Raw genomic sequence first — 18,551 nt, 5'->3', positions numbered from 1 at the left:
ATTTTCGGTCGGGCATGGCTCAGTCACTGCCCGACTGCTACCTTTTATGAAACCAACGTCGTATGGAAGTCCGTTCCGCCGTTCACGACAATGATTGTCATCAGCGGAAAGATCCCGTTTCGATTCATTTGCAGTCTTTTTACGACCAATGGACAACAGGGACGATTGTCAAAAAGTGTTGATCTGAACAAAACAAGCACGCACCATTGGGGGAACATGCCGTTAAAATCGGCGATCCTGTAAAAAGACATCAAGGCAGACAGAACCATGTCGACAATTCTCGTGCTCCACGGACCCAACCTCAACATGCTCGGTACCCGCGAGCCGGAGGTCTATGGTTACGAGACACTGGCGGACATCGACGACCGGTTGCGCTCACTGGCGGCAGAGCAGGGGCATCATCTGCTGCACCTGCAATCAAACGCCGAGTACGAACTGATTGAGCGGGTTCACGAGGCCCGGGCGGAAGGCGTGGATTTCATCATCATCAACCCCGCGGCCTTCACCCACACCAGCGTTGCCCTGCGCGACGCCATGCTGGCCTCGGGAATTCCCTTTATAGAAGTGCATTTTTCGAACGTGCATGCCCGGGAACCGTTCCGGCATCACTCCTATTTCTCGGATATCGCCGAAGGCGTTATCTGTGGGCTGGGTAGCCAGGGGTACGAACTCGCACTCCAGGCAGCCCTGAAACGCATTCACCGATAGACCTGACAAAACGGGACTGGACTGACTATGGATATTCGTAAAATCAAGAAACTGATCGAGCTGCTCGAGGAATCTGACGTCGAGGAGCTGGAGATTCACGAGGCCGACGATTCGGTACGCATCTCCCGCCGGCGTGAACCGGCTGCCGGCCCCCAGTACGTGAGCCACTACCCGGCGCCAGCTCCCGCCCAGCAGCCAGCTCCGGCGCCGGCAGCGTCCGCTCCGACCTCCGAAGAGTCCTCTGCGCCAGCGGCCCCATCCGGGCACAGCGTGAAGTCTCCCATGGTAGGCACTTTCTATCGCTCACCCTCGCCCACAGCCAAGGCGTTTGTGGAAGTTGGCCAGACCGTCAATGTGGGTGATGTCATCTGCATCGTGGAGGCCATGAAGATGATGAACCAGATTGAGGCCGACAAGAGCGGCACAATCAAGGACATCCTGGTCGAGAATGGCCAGCCGGTTGAGTTTGACCAGCCCCTGGTCGTCATTTCCTGAACGCGGTGATAGCTACTCATGGCCATGTTAGAAAAAGTTCTGATCGCAAACCGGGGTGAAATTGCCCTCCGGATTCTGCGCGCCTGCAAGGAGCTGGGCATCAAGACCGTGGCAGTGCATTCCCAGGTCGATCGCGACCTGATGCACGTACGTCTTGCCGACGAGTCTGTCTGTATTGGCCCTAACAGTGCGACCGACAGCTACCTGAACATCCCAACCATCATCAGCGCCGCCGAGGTAACCGATTCCGTGGGTATTCACCCCGGCTACGGCTTCCTTGCCGAGAACGCCGATTTTGCCGAACAGGTGGAAAAGAGCGGGTTCCGCTTCATCGGTCCCAAGGCCGAAACCATCCGGCTGATGGGGAACAAGGTGTCCGCTATCAACGCCATGATCAAGGCCGGCGTTCCGACCGTGCCGGGCTCCGATGGCCCGCTGGACGACGATGAGGAGCGGACCCTGAGGATTGCCCGGGAAATCGGCTACCCCGTCATGATCAAGGCGGCTTCCGGTGGCGGCGGCCGCGGGATGCAGGTGGTCCATTCTGAGGCGGCCCTGCTCAAGGGTGTCCAGATCACCCAGAGTGAAGCCAAGAATGCCTTTGGCGACCCGACGGTTTACCTCGAGAAGTTCCTGGAAACCCCACGTCACGTGGAAGTACAGGTTCTTGCTGACATGCACGGCAACTGCATTCACCTGGGCGATCGCGACTGCTCCATGCAGCGCCGAAACCAGAAGGTGATAGAGGAAGCTCCGGCCCCGAACATCAATCCGGAATCCCGCGAGCGCACCCTGAAAGCCTGTACCGATGCCTGTAAGGAAATCGGTTATGTGGGCGCCGGTACATTCGAGTTCCTGTATCAGGACGGCGAGTTCTATTTCATCGAAATGAACACCCGTGTCCAGGTGGAACATCCGGTCTCCGAGATGGTCACCGGTGTTGATATCGTCCGCGAACAGCTCCGCATTGCCAGCGGCCTGCCGCTGCAATACACCCAGGACGACATCCGGATTTCCGGCCACGCCATGGAGTGCCGGATCAACGCCGAGGATCCGAAAACCTTTATCCCCAGCCCCGGCAAGGTCAAACACTTCCACGCCCCGGGCGGTAATGGCGTGCGGGTGGATTCACACCTGTACAGCGGTTACACGGTTCCCCCCTACTACGATTCCCTGGTGGCCAAACTGATCACCTGGGGCGACGACAGGGACATTGCCCGTCGCCGGATGAAGAACGCGCTGGACGAACTGGTGGTCGAGGGCATCAAGACCAATCAATCTCTGCATCGGAAACTGGTACGCGATGGTGGCTTTAAACAGGTAGACTTCACCATCCACTACCTCGAGAAACTGATACGGGATTAATGATGCCCTGGATACAACTCCAGATTCCCGCTGATCCGGACAACGCGGATCAGCTTGAGGATCTGCTCATGGAGATGGGCTCTGACGCCGTCTCCATGGAAGATGCCGCCGACCAGCCCCTCTATGAGCCGGATCCCGGCACCACCCCTTTATGGAGCCAGACGACGGTGACCGGGCTGTTCGATTCCGACCGGGATATCGAGCAGCTCTGCGCCGATATCCGGGATGCCTGGCACCAGCAAACCCAGCAGGCCCTTCCGGAAATCGACGTCACTCTGGTTGAGGACAAGGATTGGGAGCGGGCCTGGATGGACGATTTCCAGCCCCTGAAATTCGGCGAGCGGCTCTGGATAGTCCCAAGCTGGCATGACGCACCTGACCCTGATGCGGCGAATCTGATGCTGGACCCCGGTCTGGCCTTCGGTACCGGCACCCATCCAACCACAGCTCTCTGCCTCGAATGGCTTGATGGCCAGGATCCCCATGGTAAGCAGGTGATCGATTACGGCTGTGGCTCCGGCATTCTCGGCCTTGCGGCCCTGCTCCTTGGCGCAGACCATGTGATTGGTGTCGATACCGATCCGCAGGCCCTCGAAGCCAGCCGGGAAAACGCCCGCCGCAACAGTGTCGAAGACAGCAGGCTGGACCTGTTCCTGCCAGACAACGAACCCGAGACCAAAGCCGACATCATGCTTGCCAACATCCTGGCCCAGCCCCTGATCGGCCTTGCTCCCCATCTTGCCTCGCGAACCAGGCCCGGCGGCGATCTGGTGCTGTCCGGCATCCTGTCTAACCAGGCCCGGGAAGTAATGGCCGCCTATGAGCCATGGTTCGTTATGGACGAGCCCGAGCAGCGGGAAGAGTGGATACGCCTCACAGGACGGCGCCACGACAGATGACGAAACCGGTCTTAACGACTAAACTCCGAAACTCGTAGCCTAGTCGCTTTCAGGAAGAAGCATGACCCAGAGCAGCCTGCAGACACAGTGCCCGAATTGCCAGACACGGTTCCGGGTAACCGAAGAACAGCTTGGCATTGCCAAGGGCAAAGTGCGCTGCGGGAACTGCATGAAGGTGTTCAATGCCATAGAGCACCAGGTTATCCCGGGCGGTGGCGAGAAACCACGAACCCCGACTGCCCCGGCACAACCCGCAGGTGCATCATCGTCTGCCGGTTCTGCTTCCGGCTCCGGCGTCAGCGAGGAGGATTTTGTTTTCGCCGACAACCCGGAAGAGGATGCGGCGGAAGGGCCTTACGCCGGCACCAAGCTGACCTTCTCCGATGACGAGTTAAGCGACAGTTTCCGCAGCTTTGATGAGCGCGACGAAGCAGACTACAAAGACGCTGACACCGACAGCCCCGATGAGCAAGTCGATGAAAGCTGGGCCGAAGCCATTCTTCAGGATGACGAGCCAGCATCCCGAAAACCTTCTGCCCCCCAGCGCCCAGAGCCTACCCCCGAACCGGAGCCTGAAGAAACCTCTCCCGAACCTGAGCCCAGGCCAGAGCCTCGCCCTGAGCTGAGCCTGGAGGAAGAACCGGTATTTGAGCAGACCGGAACACCCTCTTCCGCGGCGACCCGGCCGGCCAAAGATTCCGATCCGTTCGATGACTTTGTGGACGAATCCGGTTTCGATTTTGATGAGCCGGAGCGGCCGGCCGACGCGTTCCATGCTGACCCGCCCTTCCGGGATCTACGCCGGGAGCCGGTTGCTGTCGATTCCGGTGGAAGTGGCGTCCGCACGATCGTGTGGAGCGTTATTGTCCTGGGCCTGATCGGTGTTCTGATCGCCCAGGTAACCTGGTTCCAGTTCGATCGACTGTCGGCCATCCCAGAGCTGCGCCCGTTCTATGAGAAAGGCTGTGAACTGGCCGGCTGCGAACTCAAACCGCTGATCAATGTGGAAGCCATCCAGAGCCGGAAACTGGTGGTGCGGACCGATCCGGATAATCGCTCGCAACTGGTGGTCGATGCGGTGATCATTAACCGGGCCGACTTCGAGCAACCCTTTCCCGCCATTGCCCTCACCTTTTCCAACCTGAATGGCGATGTGGTGGCACAGAGTCTGTTCACGCCTGAGGAGTACCTGGCCGGCGAAGGTCGGGAGCTGGACGCCATGCCCACGGATACCCCCGTTCGCATTGCCATCAACATTCGGGATCCGGGCCGTGACGCGGTGAATTACAACATCCTCTTCCGCCCCCACGCACCCTGATGCAGTAAGGAAGTATTTACTCGACAGCCATTCCCGACGGTCATCGCACAGAACAAAAGTCAACCAGAAAGGGCGAAAAATAATCAGTTTTTTCGCCGCCCAGCCCCTTCAATCATGGTCCACCCGGCGGTATCATTACCGCCCTTCGGATGCTGGATCGGTTACTTATTGAACAACCGCTCAGCCCGACCTTTGCTTAACCCGCTGTGACACGGACTCAGATCATGCTGCCAACGGCAAAAATCGGGCCGTACACCTTGCCCAACCCCTTGATTGTTGCGCCTATGGCTGGCGTAACAGACCGCCCTTTCCGTCTTTTGTGCCGGAGGTTGGGCGCAGGACTGGCGGTGTCGGAGATGGTCATAGCGGACAGCAAACTCTGGCATACGCGCAAATCACAGACCCGCCTGAACCATGAAGGCGAGCCTGAACCCCGCTCGGTGCAGATTGCCGGCGGCGATCCGCAAATGCTGGCCGATGCCGCCCGTCAGAATGCGGAATTCGGCGCCCAGATCATCGATATTAATATGGGCTGCCCGGCCAAGAAGGTCTGTAACAAGGCCGCCGGTTCCGCCCTGATGAAAGATGAAGCCCTGGTCCGCGACATTCTGGAGTCGGTGGTTCAGGCGGTTGATGTTCCAGTCACCCTCAAGATGCGAACCGGATGGGACCGGGACAACCGCAACGCACTGGTTATTGCCCGAATGGCGGAGGATGCCGGCATTCAGGCAGTGGCCATTCACGGTCGAACCCGTGCGGACAAATACGAGGGCAATGCCGAGTACGACACCATCGCCGATGTGAAATCCCGCATCGGCATTCCGGTGTTTGCCAACGGGGATGTTACATCGCCGGAGAAAGCCCGGGACGTGCTCCACCATACCGGTGCCGATGGGTTGCTGATTGGCCGCGCTGCCCAAGGCAGCCCCTGGATTTTCCGGGAAATTCGGCATTTCCTGGAAACCGGTAGCCACATGGCCGCACCGGAGCTTGATGAGGTCGAGGATATTCTGACCGAGCATCTCCAGGCGTTGCATGCTTTCTATGGTGAGACCATGGGCGTGCGTATTGCCAGAAAACACGTGGGCTGGTACCTGCAGTCCCATGATCCGGGTAAACAGTTCCGCAAACGCTTCAACGCGATCGAAGATGCGCTGGAGCAGAGAGACACGATTCAACGGTATTTTGCAGGCTTACGAAATGGAGAGGTATTCGCAGCATGAGCGCTGAGACTTTGGCAAACGACAACCTGAGCACCCCGGCCAACGATGATATCCATCAGTTGCAGACGGTGAACAGCAGCGGCAACACCGTCACCCTGCGCGACAGCGTTGAGGTCGCCCTGAAAAACTACTTCGCCCAACTGGACGGCGCTCCGGTGACCGAGGTCTACCAGCTGGTGCTTTCCGAAGTGGAAGCTCCCCTGCTTGAACAGGTGATGAAATACACCCGCAACAACCAGACCAAGGCCTCCACCATGCTGGGCCTGAACCGCGGGACCCTGCGCAAGAAGCTGAAGCAGTACGGTCTGCTATAATCCAGACACCCTGATTTGAAGAGGGCCTCCCGGACACCATTCGCGAGGCCCTTATTCGTTCATCTCCAGCGAAGAAAGTGACCCATGGCAAACCAGGCTAACACCTCCGTCCGTCGCGCCCTGATCAGCGTGAGTGATAAAACCGGCATCGTCGCATTCGGCCGTGCCATGACCGAACGCGGCGTCGAGCTGCTCTCCACCGGCGGCACCTACCGTCTCCTGAAAGAAAACAGCATCCCGGTAACCGAAGTCTCCGACTACACCGGCTTTCCCGAGATGATGGATGGCCGGGTAAAAACCCTGCACCCGAAGATCCATGGCGGGATTCTCGGGCGCCGGGGCACTGACGATGCGGTGATGTCCGAGCATGGCATTAGCCCTATCGATATGGTTGTGGTCAATCTCTACCCCTTCGAGGAGACCGTGGCAGAGCCGGACTGTGATCTGGCGACCGCCATCGAGAACATTGATATCGGTGGTCCGACCATGGTTCGCGCCGCCGCCAAGAACCACAACGACGTCGCCATCGTGGTCAACGCCAGTGATTACAGCCGGGTCCTGAAAGAACTGGAAGCCAACGATGGCCAACTGAGCTACAGCACCCGATTCGATCTGGCCGTAAAAGCGTTTGAGCACACCGCTGGCTACGATGGCGCCATCGCCAACTACCTGGGCGGCCGCACGCCGGATAACGACAACGCTGATTTCCCTCGCACCTTCAACGCGCAGTACGTGAAGGTCCAGGACATGCGTTATGGCGAAAACCCGCATCAGCGCGCCGCTTTCTACGCCGAGCGCAACCCGAAGGAAGCCTGCGTGGCCACAGCCAAACAGCTTCAGGGCAAGGAGCTTAGCTACAACAACGTGGCCGATACCGATGCCGCCCTGGAATGCGTGAAGCCTTTCGCAGATCCGGCCTGCGTGATCGTCAAACATGCCAATCCCTGTGGTGTGGCGATCGGCGCCGATATCCGGCAGGCCTACGACCTGGCGTTCGCCACCGACCCCACCTCGGCGTTTGGTGGCATCATCGCCTTCAACCGTGAGCTGGATGCGGAAACCGCCCAAGCCATCATCGACCGCCAGTTTGTGGAAGTGATCATCGCACCCACTGTGGCCCCGGAAGCAGTGGAACTGGTAGCCGCCAAGAAGAACGTGCGTCTGCTCGCGTGCGGCGAGTTTGACGGCGACCGTGCCCGCTCCATGGATTACAAGCGTGTGACCGGTGGTCTGCTCGTTCAGGACCGGGACCTGGGCATGGTGGCCATGGAAGACGTCAAGGTGGTCACTGAGCGCCAACCCTCCGAGCAGGAACTCAACGACCTGTTGTTTGCCTGGGAAGTGGCCAAATACGTCAAATCCAACGCCATTGTCTATGCCAAGGCGGGTCGCACCATCGGCGTCGGCGCTGGCCAGATGAGCCGTGTTTACAGCGCGAAGATTGCCGGTATCAAGGCCGCCGACGAGGGCCTGGAAGTGAAAGGATCGGTCATGGCGTCCGATGCCTTCTTCCCGTTCCGCGACGGCATTGACGCTGCGGCGGCGGCTGGTATCACCGCTGTCATCCAGCCTGGTGGCTCCATGCGCGATCAGGAAGTGATTGATGCGGCCAACGAACACGGCATCGCCATGGTCTTCACCGGCATGCGCCACTTCCGGCACTGAGGGGTTATCACCATGAATATTCTCGTTATTGGCTCCGGCGGCCGCGAACACGCCCTGGCCTGGAAAGCCGCGCAATCCCCCAAGGCAGACCGTGTTTTTGTGGCGCCTGGCAACGCCGGCACGGCACGGGAAACCGGCCTGGAAAATGTCGACATCGACGTGATGGACCTGGACGGCCTTGCCAACTTCGCCGCTACCAACCACGTTGGACTTACCATCGTCGGCCCGGAAGCGCCGCTGGTTGCAGGTATCGTCGACAAATTTGAACAGCGTGGCCTGAGGGTTTTCGGCCCGAGTGCCGGCGCTGCCCAGCTCGAAGGCTCCAAGGCTTTCACCAAGGATTTTCTGGCGCGCCACAAAATCCCGACAGCCGGTTACGGCAACTTCACTGATGTGGACGAAGCCCTGACCTATGTTCGCCAGCAGGGCGCCCCGATCGTCGTCAAAGCCGATGGCCTGGCTGCCGGCAAAGGCGTGATCGTTGCGATGACCCTGGAAGAAGCCGAAGACGCCATCCGCGACATGCTGGCCGGGAACGCGTTCGGCGATGCCGGCAGCCGTGTCGTCATCGAAGAGTTTCTGGAAGGCGAAGAAGCCAGCTTTATCGTGATGGTGGACGGCGAGAACGTTCTGGCCATGGCCACCTCCCAGGATCACAAACGGGTGGGCGACGGCGACACCGGTCTCAATACCGGTGGCATGGGTGCCTATTCGCCGGCCCCGGTGGTGACCGCAGATGTTCATCAGCGCATCATGGATGAGGTGATCTATCCGACCGTGCGCGGCATGGCGGCCGAGGGTCATCCCTACAAGGGGTTTCTCTACGCCGGCCTGATGATTGTTAACAGCGGCACTCCCAAGGTGATCGAGTTCAACTGCCGCTTTGGCGACCCGGAAACCCAGCCGATCATGCTGCGGATGAAATCTGACCTTGTGGAACTCTGCGACGCGGCCATCGACGGCAAGCTGGACCAGTGCGATTCCGAATGGGATGACCGCGCCTCCGTCGGTATCGTGCTGGCAGCCGGTGGTTACCCGGGCAGCTATAACAAGGGCGACGCCATTTCCGGCTTGCCGGACACCGAGACCGAAGGCGAGAAAGTGTTTCACGCCGGCACTCGTCTCAACGGCGACCAGGTGGTTACCAACGGCGGTCGGGTGCTCTGTGCCACGGCGCTTGGCAATACCGTTACCGAAGCCCAGAAACGGGCCTATGAGCTGGCCTCCAGGATCCAGTGGGATGGCGTGTTCTACCGCAAGGACATCGCTTTCCGTGCCATTGCCCGGGAGCAGTCCTGACGCCTGGCCTGAACCAGTCCTCGAAAACGCAGCCCGGTCATTGACCGGGCTTTTTTATGGAGTAATGTAAACGCCTAGCAACGGATGCCGATGAGCCGCCCGACAGGAGCCCCAGATGCAACGCTCTCTATCACTGAACCTTGTTTTCATTCTGACTGCCTCACTGCTTCTGAGCGCCTGCTCACGCCAGGGCATTTACGAGACAGCCATCGGGCTTGAGCGGTCCTCCGCAGGACTGGAAGCGGATACCGTGATGGTTGATGACCTCGAGATCGCCTATCTGAGAAATCATCAGGCGGTAGATGGCGACACCATCGTGATGATCCATGGCTTCGGGGCCAACAAGGACAACTGGACCCGCCTGGCCGGCCACCTGACCGACGACTTCAACGTCTACGCGATCGATTTGCCGGGGCACGGCGAGAGCAGCAAGCCGCTGGACATCGGCTACCGCCTGGAAGACCAGGCCGGCTACGTTGCCCGAATTATGGAGACGCTGTCGGTCGAGAACGCCCATATCATGGGCAACTCCATGGGTGGTGCGATTACCGCTCTGTATGCCGCCAGTTATCCGGGAAGAGTCAAGTCAGCGGTACTGTTCGATCCGGCCGGCATTCTGGAATACGAGAGCGAGCTGGTGGATCTGGTGATGGAAGGCGACAACCCCCTGATCCCGAAGCAGCCTGGTGATTTTGAACGGCTCATGGATTTTGCGCTGGAGAAAAAACCTTTCGTCCCCTGGCCGATCATGGGTGTGATGGAGGAGCGCGCCATCGCCAACCGGGACGTCAACGAGGTTATTTTTGCAGCCATTCGTGATGCCGGCTTCGAGTCGGGCTTCCGAAATGCCATTACCCGTATCCAAGCCCCGGTCCTGATCATCTGGGGCAAGGAAGACCGGGTGATCAACTACCGGAACGGCGAGGTGTTTGCAGCAACAATCCCGGATGCCAGGTTGGAACTGATGGAAGGCATCGGCCACGCTCCAATGGTGGAAGCCCCGGAAGAATCCGCAGAGCTGTTTCGGGCGTTCCTCGGCCAACCGGTCAGGTGAGCCTCGACCAAGCAATATGCCAGCATTCCACCTTCAGCGACTACAAGGGCACGGCAAAACAGGGTAGCCTAGCAACCATTGTGCTTTCGACGTCTGAAATGATACCCCATGCCTGAAGCGATCTGGATTACCTTTGCCTTCAGTCTTGGCCTGCTGGTCAAGCTCGTTGGCCTCCCTCCCCTTGTTGGCTATCTGGCTGCCGGCTTTGTGCTCAGTGGCATTGCCGAGGCAACCGGCGTTGTTATTGAGGAGACCGCTGTTCTCCAGCACATCGCGCACCTTGGCGTGCTCCTCTTGCTGTTCACCGTGGGGCTGAAGCTGAAGCTCCGATCCATCGTCAGTCCGGAAGTGATTGGCGGCAGCCTTCTGCACTTTGGCATCACCTGCGCGGTATTTACCCCCGGTGTCTACCTGCTGATGGACCTCGATTGGTCGACCGCGCTGATGCTGGCCATCGCCTTGTCATTCTCGAGCACGGTGCTGGCCGCCAAGGTTCTTGAATCCAAACGGGAACTGCGGGCGTTCCATGGACGGGTCGCCATCGGCATCCTGATCATGCAGGATCTGATCGCCCTGGTTGTCATGAGCCTGGCCGCGGGTAAAACGCCCTCCGAATGGGCCCTGATTGTATTTGGGCTTCCCCTGCTTCGCCCTCTGCTGTTCAAGTTGCTCGATGCCAGCGGCCACGACGAACTCCTGGTGCTCCTGGGATTACTTCTGGCGCTCGTTGTCGGCGGGCTTGGCTTTGAGGCCGTCGGCCTCAGTTCGGAGCTCGGAGCCCTGGTTTTCGGTGCCATGCTGGCCAATCACCCCCGGTCACAGGAACTCTCAAAGTCGCTCTGGAGCGTCAAGGAAGTGTTCCTGGTGGGTTTCTTCCTGCAGATTGGCATTGGCGGTCTGCCCGACGGGGATGCGCTCATTTTCGCAATCATTGCGGGGCTCGTGCTGCCGCTGAAAGGCATCCTGTTCTTCTTCCTGCTGCTGGCCTTCCGTTTACGGGCCCGCAGCGGTTTCCTGAGCGCCCTGGCACTGACCAACTACAGCGAATTCGGCCTGATTGTGGCAAGCGTTGCCTTGCCGGAGTGGTTGGTACCCCTGGCGATTTCGGTGTCGCTGTCGTTCCTGGTTTCAGCCCCGATCAACCGGTTTGCGCACGGCCTTTATGAACGTTACTCCCAGGATCTCAGCCGCTTTGAAGGCAGCAAACATCATCCCGATGAGCAACCGATTTCCCTCGGGGATACTCGCATCCTGATCATGGGCATGGGGCGGACAGGGACCGCAGCCTATGACTGGCTCTGCGAGGATCAGCCCAAACTGATGGGCCTGGATTCCGACCCTGCGAAAGCCAGTGAACACCAGAAAGAAGGTCGCAACGTGGTTTTTGCTGATGCCGAGGATGCTTCCTTCTGGAATGGGTTGCACATGCCTGCAGTGCAGTCGGTGATCCTGGCAATGGGTGACATAGAAGGCAAGCTGATCGCCGCCCGGATGCTGCGCAAACTGGGCTTCAAGGGTTTTATCGTGGCCCACACCATGTATGAAGATGAGGCGAAACAGATCCGGGAAGCCGGGGCGGATGAAGCCTACCTGACCATGAGTGAAACCGGCGTGGCACTCGCCAGCCACCTGATCGATAAAAAGCCCGCCAAACCATCCCTGGTTGTCGGCAAACCTGAGTAACTGTATCGGCGTTTACAGCCGACGTTCAGGCCTGTTCGAGCGCGCAGGTTCGGAAGCCAGTGTATACGTCGTTCCGAAGCGGGAGATAGGCCTGCCGATAGGTACCCCGGATAAGGCAGGATGACGTTGCACAACTGCCGCCCTTGGTGACTTTGTGATCACCGAACTGCAGGGTGGACATGAAAGGGTACATATCCACTTTGAAACCGTCGTAGGGCAGGAACTGATCGCCGGTCCACTCCCAGAGCGTGCCAGTCATCTGCCGGCAGCCGAACGGACTGTCACCCGCAGGAAAGTCGAACACCGGGTTCTGCGCCATGGCGCGCCCGTTGAGATCCGCCAGCTGCTCGGTCGGCGCCGAGTTGCCCCAGGGAAATCGCCGGAAGGGCTCGCCCCGGCGATTGCCCAGAGCCGCTACTTCCCACTCGTATTCCGTCGGCAGCCGACGCCCTGCCCAACGGCACCAGGCCTCCGCTTCCCAGAATGTCACGTGAGTGACCGGTGCATTCGGATTGAGCGGCTGCCAGCGATCGAACACCCGCTCCTGCCATTGCTCATCATGCCAGCGCCAGTAAAGCGGATGGCGGGGTGTCCGTAAAAGAGGCTCATCACTGCCGTGAACCAGGGCAACATCGGTTTCGGTCTGGAGCCATTTCCGGCCGCCAAAAGACCAGAGCTCTGGCCGCCGGTAGCCACCGTCGTCCACAAACTCCATAAAGTCCAGGTTGCTGACCAGGCACTTTGAGATCGCGAACGATTCCAGCTCCACGGTAAACCATGGTTTTTCATTGTCGAAGGCAAAATCGTCACTGGCGTACTGCTCGGACTCACCCGGCATCCCGATCAGCCACTCTCCTGCTGGAACATAGGCATCTCCCTGATGCGACTCACCTGGCGCCGGCCGGTAAAAATCAGTGCCCGGCGGAGCCGGGTAGCCAACGGTCTGACGGCACCAGATCATCGACTCGATGTGCATGTTCTGGTGGTAGATTGCGTAGCGGTAGAGGTAACGTGCCTGGTCGGTTAACGGTTGCTTCTCGATCCGCTCGGCAACTTGATCATAGATGAGATTGAAATAGTCGAGGGTTTTCTGCCGCCCGGGAAACAACTCCCGGTTCCAGCGATCCCGGTGATCGATATGGAAGGAGTCCCAGAGATCGTCCATTGAGGGATCATGGCTGGGCATGCCGTCCAGGAGGTTGAAGAGGAACACCTCGTAGAAGAAGGCCGCATGGCCCATTTCCCAGAGCGGAGGATTGACGCCCGGATGGTAGGGAACGTCCAGCGCTGTCTCGGGAAGAGAACACACGAGAGTCTCGGTTCGCTTCCTTGTCCATTCAAGCTGCTCCAGCAATTCCGACTTTGCCAGATCGATTTGCTCAATCGCTGTCATCGTGCCAGCCACCCATTAAAACAGATGACCAACAGCATAACAGAGAGTTCAGACAGGGGTTAAACGGCGTCACGCCCAGACCGCCAGAATGACCGGCACAGCTACCAGGGTCACAAGGAGAGACAGCGGCAGCCCCAGCCGCCAGTAGTCCCCAAAACGATAACCTCCGGGCTCCATAACCAGAGCATTGGATTGATGCCCTACCGGGGTCAGAAAGGCGCAGGAGGCGCCAACCGCCACCGCCATCAACATGGCATCGGCAGCAATGCCAAGCTGCCCGGAAAGACTCAAGGCAATCGGCGCAACCAGGATGGCCGCTGCCGCGTTGTTGACAACGTTCGACAGCAGCATTGTGCCCGTTAGGATAATGGTAACAACCATCCAGGCATCGCCTCCAGAGCCCAGCATCAGCATCCAGGACGCGATCAATTCTGCCCCACCGGTAGTCTCAAGGGCCTGCCCCACAGGAATCATGGCGGCCAGCAGAACGATAACGGGCCAGTCAATCGCCCGGTAGGCTTCCTGATTGCTGAGAACCTTGCTGAGAACCATGATCACGGCGCAGGCGACCAGCGCGACGGGGGGCGATAACCAGCCAACCACAATCAAAGCGATGGCGGCGATAAAAAGGCCGCCAGCCAGAAGGGAGTTGCGCTCCCTGCCAAACCGAAGACCCCGCTCGGCCAGGGGCAGGCAGCCGAGCCCCTGAAGCGTGACACGCAAGGTTTCCTCCTCGCCCTGGACCAGAAGGATGTCGCCGGCCTGAAACCGAATATCACCCAGACGTCGCTGCAACCGTTGACCCTGACGCGCAATCGCAACGATGTTAAGACCGTTCTGCTCGCGAAGATTGAGCCTGTTGGCGGTTTTTCCGATCAGCCCCGATTCCGGTGTGATGACCGCTTCGATCAAACGCACGTCGCCCTCGGACAGGGACTTTTCGCCTGGCTTTCCCGACTCTGCTTCGTCCTGATCGGACGCCTCTGAAGAAACCTCCTCCACGCTCGCCAACTCGAGCCCGGTGCTGTCCAGAAAGTCCTGCAGGGCATCGGTATCCGCTTCCACCAGGAGCAAGTCATCGCCGCGCAGGACAGAGAACGTAGAGGGGGCCAGCGACCGCTTATCACCCCGGATAAGCGCCAGAACCACGACGTCCTTCTCGGCATCCGCGCGCGTCAGAAGCCCATGAAGGGTTGCCCCGACGTGGGAGGAATCCTCCGGCACCCGAAGCTCGGTAACATAGTCGCCCACACTGAACAGCTTGCCACCGTCGTCGGGTTTACCCCGCCGCGGCGTCAGCCGCCACCCGACCAGCGTGATAAAGCCGATGCCTGCCAAAGTGATAGCGAGGCCCACCGGTGCGAAGTCAAACATGCCGAAAGAACCAGCTTCCCGATAACTGGCAATGATGATGTTCGGAGGCGTGCCAATCAGTGTCATGGTTCCCCCAAGCAGGGAACCAAATGCCAGGGGCATCAGCAGCAGCGAGGGCGACCGCCCGGCTTCCCTGGACATCCAGACCGCCACTGGCATCAACAGGGCAAGTGCACCAACGTTGTTGATAAACCCCGAGCAAAGGGCCACCACCGAAGTCAGCATCAGCACCTGCAGCGTGGGCCGGTGCCCGACCTTTCCAAGCAGCCCGGCCAGGCGGTCAACCACACCGCCGTTGACCAGACCCTGGCTGATCACCAGAACCGCCGCCACCGTGACAACCGCCGGATGGCCAAAGCCGTCGAACAGTTGATCCACAGGCACGATCCCGGCAATCGAGACAGCAAGAAGCGCGAGCAGGGCGACTAGATCGAACCGGATTCGGTTCCAGACAAACAACACCAGGGCGATACCCAGGATCGAAAAAACAATAGCCTGACTGGCGCTCACTGTACCTCCATGACGTTGCCCACTGCACGGCCGCTCCACGGCCTGTGTCGGCATACTTTACAGGAAGCTCGGTAAGGCAGAAGCCGCTGTTCATAAGCTCCTGAAAGGTCTGCAAGTATATAAACTGGCATATAAACTGAATGTCCGCCAGCAGGAGTTTTTGCCTGTTTCCCCCAGCCGTATGCGGTCACAGGGCAGTGATCGGATCGAGCAGTTCCGGTATTACCAACATTTACTGAACGTTCAGCAGTTCGTTTTTTTCAAGGCACATTCTCTGGGAGAGTCGCCATGAAGGAAAAACGACCGCTTGTTTGGTTGTCGGCGGTGTACCCGGCTTTAGCTGCCAGCGGGCCCGTGCTAAGGGACTGGCAGCTTATTCATGTTCCCCCGACAGACAAACCCTGCGCAGGCGAGAGGTCCGGCAGTGGGGTCAGAGTTGGCGTGTTTGATCTGGGCTCCCTAAAAGGGGATCAACTGGCCCACTTGCCCGAGTGGCTGGACACGATTCCGGTCCAGCACTGGGTTGCTACACTGGAACCTCATCAGATCCAGAGCCCCGAAATCTGTGCTCTGATAAACCGTTACTGTAAGGACTACCATACACTTCCGCTACAGGCCGACCGACTAAATGGCATTCTCGGCCACCTATTGGGTATGTCTGAGCTTCAGGCGAAGGCATCCCGAGCGAAACCCGCCTGTTATCACGACGTTGCTCTTGAGGGTGAGTCAGTGGCGATCCGGCAGGTCAGAGAGTTATTGCGAAAATTTGCCCGCACTGAAGAATCCGTACTGATCTATGGCGAGAACGGAACCGGCAAGGAAGCCGCCGCCCGTTTCATTCACGACAGTTCGCCACGCAGAAACAAGCCACTGATCGCAGTGAACTGTGCAGCCCTGCCCCGCTCTTTGACCCAGAATGAGCTCTTCGGCCACGAAAAAGGGGCATTTACCCATGCCATGAGTGCCCAGAAAGGTCGAATTGAAGCGGCCAATGGCGGCACTCTGTTATTGATCGGTGTCGATGAACTTTGCTCAGAACAACAATCGGCCATTCTGCGTTTCCTCCAGGAGGGCCTGATTGAGCGCCTGGGCTCCAATCATCCCATCAGCGTCGATACCCGGCTCATTGCGACAAGCACGAAGCCGCTCGAACAGCTGGTCAAGACCGGGGTGTTCCGAAGCGATGTGTTTTACCGGCTTGGAAGCCTGCATGTGTTGTTACCACCGTTGCGGGAACGCAAGGAAGACATTCCTGTTATTGCCAGTCGGATTCTCTCGTCCACACCCTCAGCTAGAGCCTCCAGGCGCCTCACTGACGATGCATTGATTTGTCTGGCTAGCCACCCCTGGCCAGGCAATCTGAGGGAGCTGCAGAACCGCTTGCGCCAGGCATTATTGCTGGGAGAAAGCCCACAGATCGGGGCCGAAGACTTGGGTTTCACCGCCATCCCAACCGATAACCACGAACGCAGCCGAGAACTTTCACTAGACGCTTTTCGATCGAGAGCGGACAGACAGGCGATCTCGGTAAGTCTCGCGCTTGCCCACAACAACGTGTCAGCCGCCGCCCGGCTTCTGAATATTTCAAGGGTTTCGCTCTACCGGCTGATGGATAAGCACCGAGTGCCTCATGGCACATCAACCCGGCCGCAGAAAGACAACTGAAGGAGTTTCTCCATGAAAAAAAACACACTATGGCTAATCCCGCTTGTTTCTCTGGGCTACTCCATATTGGCAGAAGGCGCTCAGGCCGACGAGGATGCGTCGGCCGCCCCGACGAGTATCCGGGCAACAACTGACGAAAGCCACGACCCGGCAACCGATATTGCCTCCATTACCGCGGACCGGGGCATCGTCACCCGGCCGGGCCGGTTTACCATCGAACCATCCTTTTCCCATGCCCACAGCAACTCAACGGCAGTCGCGATCGAAGGTTACACTGTGATCCCTGCCCTACTGATCGGACTGATCAATATTTCCGAGATCCAGCGTGATATTTTTGTCGGTGCCATGTCACTCAAATACGGCTTCACCAGCAAATTTGAGGCGGCGGTCCGCGTGCCTTACCTCAGCATCAATGAGGATTTGAGAGAGCGTGAGGTTTTCCAGGGCACACCGGTGGATACACTGCGTGAATCCTCTGGCGAGGGTCTCGGTGATGTTGAAGTTTCAGCCCGTTACCAATTAACCGACGGCCTGGGCGGCTGGCCCTACGTGATTGGCGCGTTGCGCGTAAGAGCGCCAACCGGCGAGGGCCCCTACGACGTTGACCAGAGGGTCATCGAGGATAATCAGGGCAATCCGATTGGCATCGAACTGGAAAGCCGGCCAACAGGTTCAGGCTTCTGGGCATTCGAACCCGGACTCTCATTCATCTACCCGACCGACCCGGCCGTGTTGTTCGGCAACCTGAGTTATGTCTGGACCCTTAAAGAGGAGCAAGGCTTTGAAAACGGAGGCACTGTCGACCCCGGCGATATCGTACGTTTTGGCTTCGGGATGGGATTCGCCTTTAACGAACGCACGTCGTTCAGCCTGGGCTATGATCACTCCGTTATCCGAAAAACCACGTTCGAGAGAAACATTGATCTTTTTGAATCCAATTTCGACCGAATTCAGATCGGATCGCTGTCATTCGGGTTGTCTCAGCGCCTGACGCAATCCACATCCCTGAGCCTGACGGTAAGCATTGGCGTTACTGAAAACGCGCCTAACAGCGAGATTACACTCAAGCTTCCGATCAGTCTCTAGGGAGGAATTGATCATCTCTCAGCGGCCAAGCAACTGAATCAGTTGATCACTGAACCGGGCCGGGAGCTGATTCCCCGCGCCCAGATTGTTCAGCTCGATATTCAGCTGGTGCATATTCTGTATGACAGTGCTATCCAGGCTGTTCTGAACCAACGTCATCCAGCCGTTGGGACCCGCCATACTGCTGGCTACCCGTGCACCGCCGCTGCGGTTCGCACTGATCACCTCCAATACGGTCTCCATCTGGTGATCCGGCAAACGATCATTGACGCGCTGGTTAAGGTTGGGAATGGTCAATCGGTTGATCACCAGGGTGTCACCGTTAATACCAACAATTTGCTCCAGACCGATACTGATCTCCAGGTTATCCATCAGGAAGCCGCCACGATACTCCGAAAGTTCCGTGTCACTGATGGGGTCAACCCCGGGATTCAGTTCGGCCCGCGTAACCGGCGATAAGGTTGTGCAGGCGATAGCCAGCAATGCGACCTTAGGCATCC

At 58.6% G+C, this 18,551-nt stretch carries 16 protein-coding genes; 13 read left to right on the top strand and 3 right to left on the bottom strand.

Annotated features, from left to right (window positions below):
* The first annotated feature begins 267 nt into the window (after window positions 1-267).
* The 11 genes from aroQ (at window position 268) to CFB02_RS16990 (ending at window position 12,023) form a co-directional block, all read left to right on the top strand.
* On the top strand, window positions 268-708 hold the full coding sequence (gene aroQ, locus CFB02_RS17040; protein ID WP_088558960.1) for a type II 3-dehydroquinate dehydratase: 441 nt from the start codon (window positions 268-270) through the stop codon (window positions 706-708).
* Between the two features lie 27 nt (window positions 709-735).
* Complete coding sequence (gene accB / locus CFB02_RS17035; RefSeq protein ID WP_088558959.1) at window positions 736-1,203, top strand: acetyl-CoA carboxylase biotin carboxyl carrier protein; 468 nt, start codon at window positions 736-738, stop codon at window positions 1,201-1,203.
* Between the two features lie 18 nt (window positions 1,204-1,221).
* On the top strand, window positions 1,222-2,568 hold the full coding sequence (gene accC / locus CFB02_RS17030; RefSeq protein ID WP_088558958.1) for an acetyl-CoA carboxylase biotin carboxylase subunit: 1,347 nt from the start codon (window positions 1,222-1,224) through the stop codon (window positions 2,566-2,568).
* A gap of 2 nt (window positions 2,569-2,570) precedes the next feature.
* Window positions 2,571-3,467, top strand: a complete 897-nt coding sequence (gene prmA / locus CFB02_RS17025) for a 50S ribosomal protein L11 methyltransferase (RefSeq protein ID WP_088558957.1) — start codon at window positions 2,571-2,573, stop codon at window positions 3,465-3,467.
* A 61-nt stretch (window positions 3,468-3,528) separates the two neighbouring features.
* Window positions 3,529-4,785, top strand: a complete 1,257-nt coding sequence (locus tag CFB02_RS17020) for a DUF3426 domain-containing protein (protein ID WP_088558956.1) — start codon at window positions 3,529-3,531, stop codon at window positions 4,783-4,785.
* A 224-nt stretch (window positions 4,786-5,009) separates the two neighbouring features.
* Window positions 5,010-6,008: a tRNA dihydrouridine synthase DusB gene (dusB, locus tag CFB02_RS17015; protein ID WP_088558955.1), complete on the top strand. Its 999-nt coding sequence runs from the start codon at window positions 5,010-5,012 to the stop codon at window positions 6,006-6,008.
* A complete protein-coding gene (gene fis, locus CFB02_RS17010; RefSeq protein ID WP_008170934.1) occupies window positions 6,005-6,322 on the top strand; it encodes a DNA-binding transcriptional regulator Fis in 318 nt (105 codons plus the stop codon). Before dusB ends, fis begins: the two co-directional genes overlap by 4 nt.
* Window positions 6,323-6,406: 84 nt before the next feature.
* A complete protein-coding gene (purH, locus tag CFB02_RS17005; protein ID WP_088558954.1) occupies window positions 6,407-7,987 on the top strand; it encodes a bifunctional phosphoribosylaminoimidazolecarboxamide formyltransferase/IMP cyclohydrolase in 1,581 nt (526 codons plus the stop codon).
* A gap of 12 nt (window positions 7,988-7,999) precedes the next feature.
* A complete protein-coding gene (purD, locus tag CFB02_RS17000) occupies window positions 8,000-9,286 on the top strand; it encodes a phosphoribosylamine--glycine ligase (protein ID WP_088558953.1) in 1,287 nt (428 codons plus the stop codon).
* Between the two features lie 115 nt (window positions 9,287-9,401).
* Entirely contained in the window at window positions 9,402-10,340 is a 939-nt protein-coding gene (locus tag CFB02_RS16995) for an alpha/beta fold hydrolase (protein ID WP_088558952.1), read from the top strand.
* A 108-nt stretch (window positions 10,341-10,448) separates the two neighbouring features.
* On the top strand, window positions 10,449-12,023 hold the full coding sequence (locus tag CFB02_RS16990; RefSeq protein WP_088558951.1) for a cation:proton antiporter family protein: 1,575 nt from the start codon (window positions 10,449-10,451) through the stop codon (window positions 12,021-12,023).
* Between the two features lie 25 nt (window positions 12,024-12,048).
* Here CFB02_RS16990 and senA read toward each other — a convergent pair whose 3' ends face one another.
* Both senA and CFB02_RS16980 read right to left on the bottom strand, forming a co-directional pair.
* Complete coding sequence (senA, locus tag CFB02_RS16985) at window positions 12,049-13,416, bottom strand: selenoneine synthase SenA (RefSeq protein WP_172835841.1); 1,368 nt, start codon at window positions 13,414-13,416, stop codon at window positions 12,049-12,051.
* 69 nt (window positions 13,417-13,485) lie between these two features.
* On the bottom strand, window positions 13,486-15,300 hold the full coding sequence (locus CFB02_RS16980) for an SLC13 family permease (protein ID WP_088558950.1): 1,815 nt from the start codon (window positions 15,298-15,300) through the stop codon (window positions 13,486-13,488).
* Between the two features lie 288 nt (window positions 15,301-15,588).
* Between CFB02_RS16980 and CFB02_RS16975 the strand changes: the two genes are divergently transcribed.
* Both CFB02_RS16975 and CFB02_RS16970 read left to right on the top strand, forming a co-directional pair.
* Window positions 15,589-16,965 carry a sigma-54 dependent transcriptional regulator gene (locus CFB02_RS16975; protein WP_088558949.1) on the top strand — a complete coding sequence of 459 codons (1,377 nt, stop codon included), beginning with the start codon at window positions 15,589-15,591 and terminating at the stop codon, window positions 16,963-16,965.
* 12 nt (window positions 16,966-16,977) lie between these two features.
* Complete coding sequence (locus CFB02_RS16970; RefSeq protein ID WP_088558948.1) at window positions 16,978-18,051, top strand: transporter; 1,074 nt, start codon at window positions 16,978-16,980, stop codon at window positions 18,049-18,051.
* Between the two features lie 18 nt (window positions 18,052-18,069).
* On the opposite strand, the gene CFB02_RS16965 is transcribed toward CFB02_RS16970, so the two are convergent.
* A complete protein-coding gene (locus CFB02_RS16965) occupies window positions 18,070-18,549 on the bottom strand; it encodes a hypothetical protein (RefSeq protein ID WP_088559289.1) in 480 nt (159 codons plus the stop codon).
* Window positions 18,550-18,551: the final 2 nt, after the last annotated feature.

This window comes from Marinobacter sp. es.042 (assembly GCF_900188315.1).
GTDB lineage: Bacteria > Pseudomonadota > Gammaproteobacteria > Pseudomonadales > Oleiphilaceae > Marinobacter.
This window is presented reverse-complemented; position numbering and strand designations above follow the sequence as displayed.

Bases quoted from the DNA above. Each gene is read 5' to 3' on its own strand.
- aroQ (WP_088558960.1), top strand. From the start codon at position 268: ATGTCGACAATTCTCGTGCTCCACGGACCCAACCTCAACATGCTCGGT.
- accB (WP_088558959.1), top strand. From the start codon at position 736: ATGGATATTCGTAAAATCAAGAAACTGATCGAGCTGCTCGAGGAATCT.
- accC (WP_088558958.1), top strand. From the start codon at position 1,222: ATGGCCATGTTAGAAAAAGTTCTGATCGCAAACCGGGGTGAAATTGCC.
- prmA (WP_088558957.1), top strand. From the start codon at position 2,571: ATGCCCTGGATACAACTCCAGATTCCCGCTGATCCGGACAACGCGGAT.
- CFB02_RS17020 (WP_088558956.1), top strand. From the start codon at position 3,529: ATGACCCAGAGCAGCCTGCAGACACAGTGCCCGAATTGCCAGACACGG.
- dusB (WP_088558955.1), top strand. From the start codon at position 5,010: ATGCTGCCAACGGCAAAAATCGGGCCGTACACCTTGCCCAACCCCTTG.
- fis (WP_008170934.1), top strand. From the start codon at position 6,005: ATGAGCGCTGAGACTTTGGCAAACGACAACCTGAGCACCCCGGCCAAC.
- purH (WP_088558954.1), top strand. From the start codon at position 6,407: ATGGCAAACCAGGCTAACACCTCCGTCCGTCGCGCCCTGATCAGCGTG.
- purD (WP_088558953.1), top strand. From the start codon at position 8,000: ATGAATATTCTCGTTATTGGCTCCGGCGGCCGCGAACACGCCCTGGCC.
- CFB02_RS16995 (WP_088558952.1), top strand. From the start codon at position 9,402: ATGCAACGCTCTCTATCACTGAACCTTGTTTTCATTCTGACTGCCTCA.
- CFB02_RS16990 (WP_088558951.1), top strand. From the start codon at position 10,449: ATGCCTGAAGCGATCTGGATTACCTTTGCCTTCAGTCTTGGCCTGCTG.
- senA (WP_172835841.1), bottom strand. From the start codon at position 13,416: ATGACAGCGATTGAGCAAATCGATCTGGCAAAGTCGGAATTGCTGGAG.
- CFB02_RS16975 (WP_088558949.1), top strand. From the start codon at position 15,589: ATGAAGGAAAAACGACCGCTTGTTTGGTTGTCGGCGGTGTACCCGGCT.
- CFB02_RS16970 (WP_088558948.1), top strand. From the start codon at position 16,978: ATGAAAAAAAACACACTATGGCTAATCCCGCTTGTTTCTCTGGGCTAC.
- CFB02_RS16965 (WP_088559289.1), bottom strand. From the start codon at position 18,549: ATGCCTAAGGTCGCATTGCTGGCTATCGCCTGCACAACCTTATCGCCG.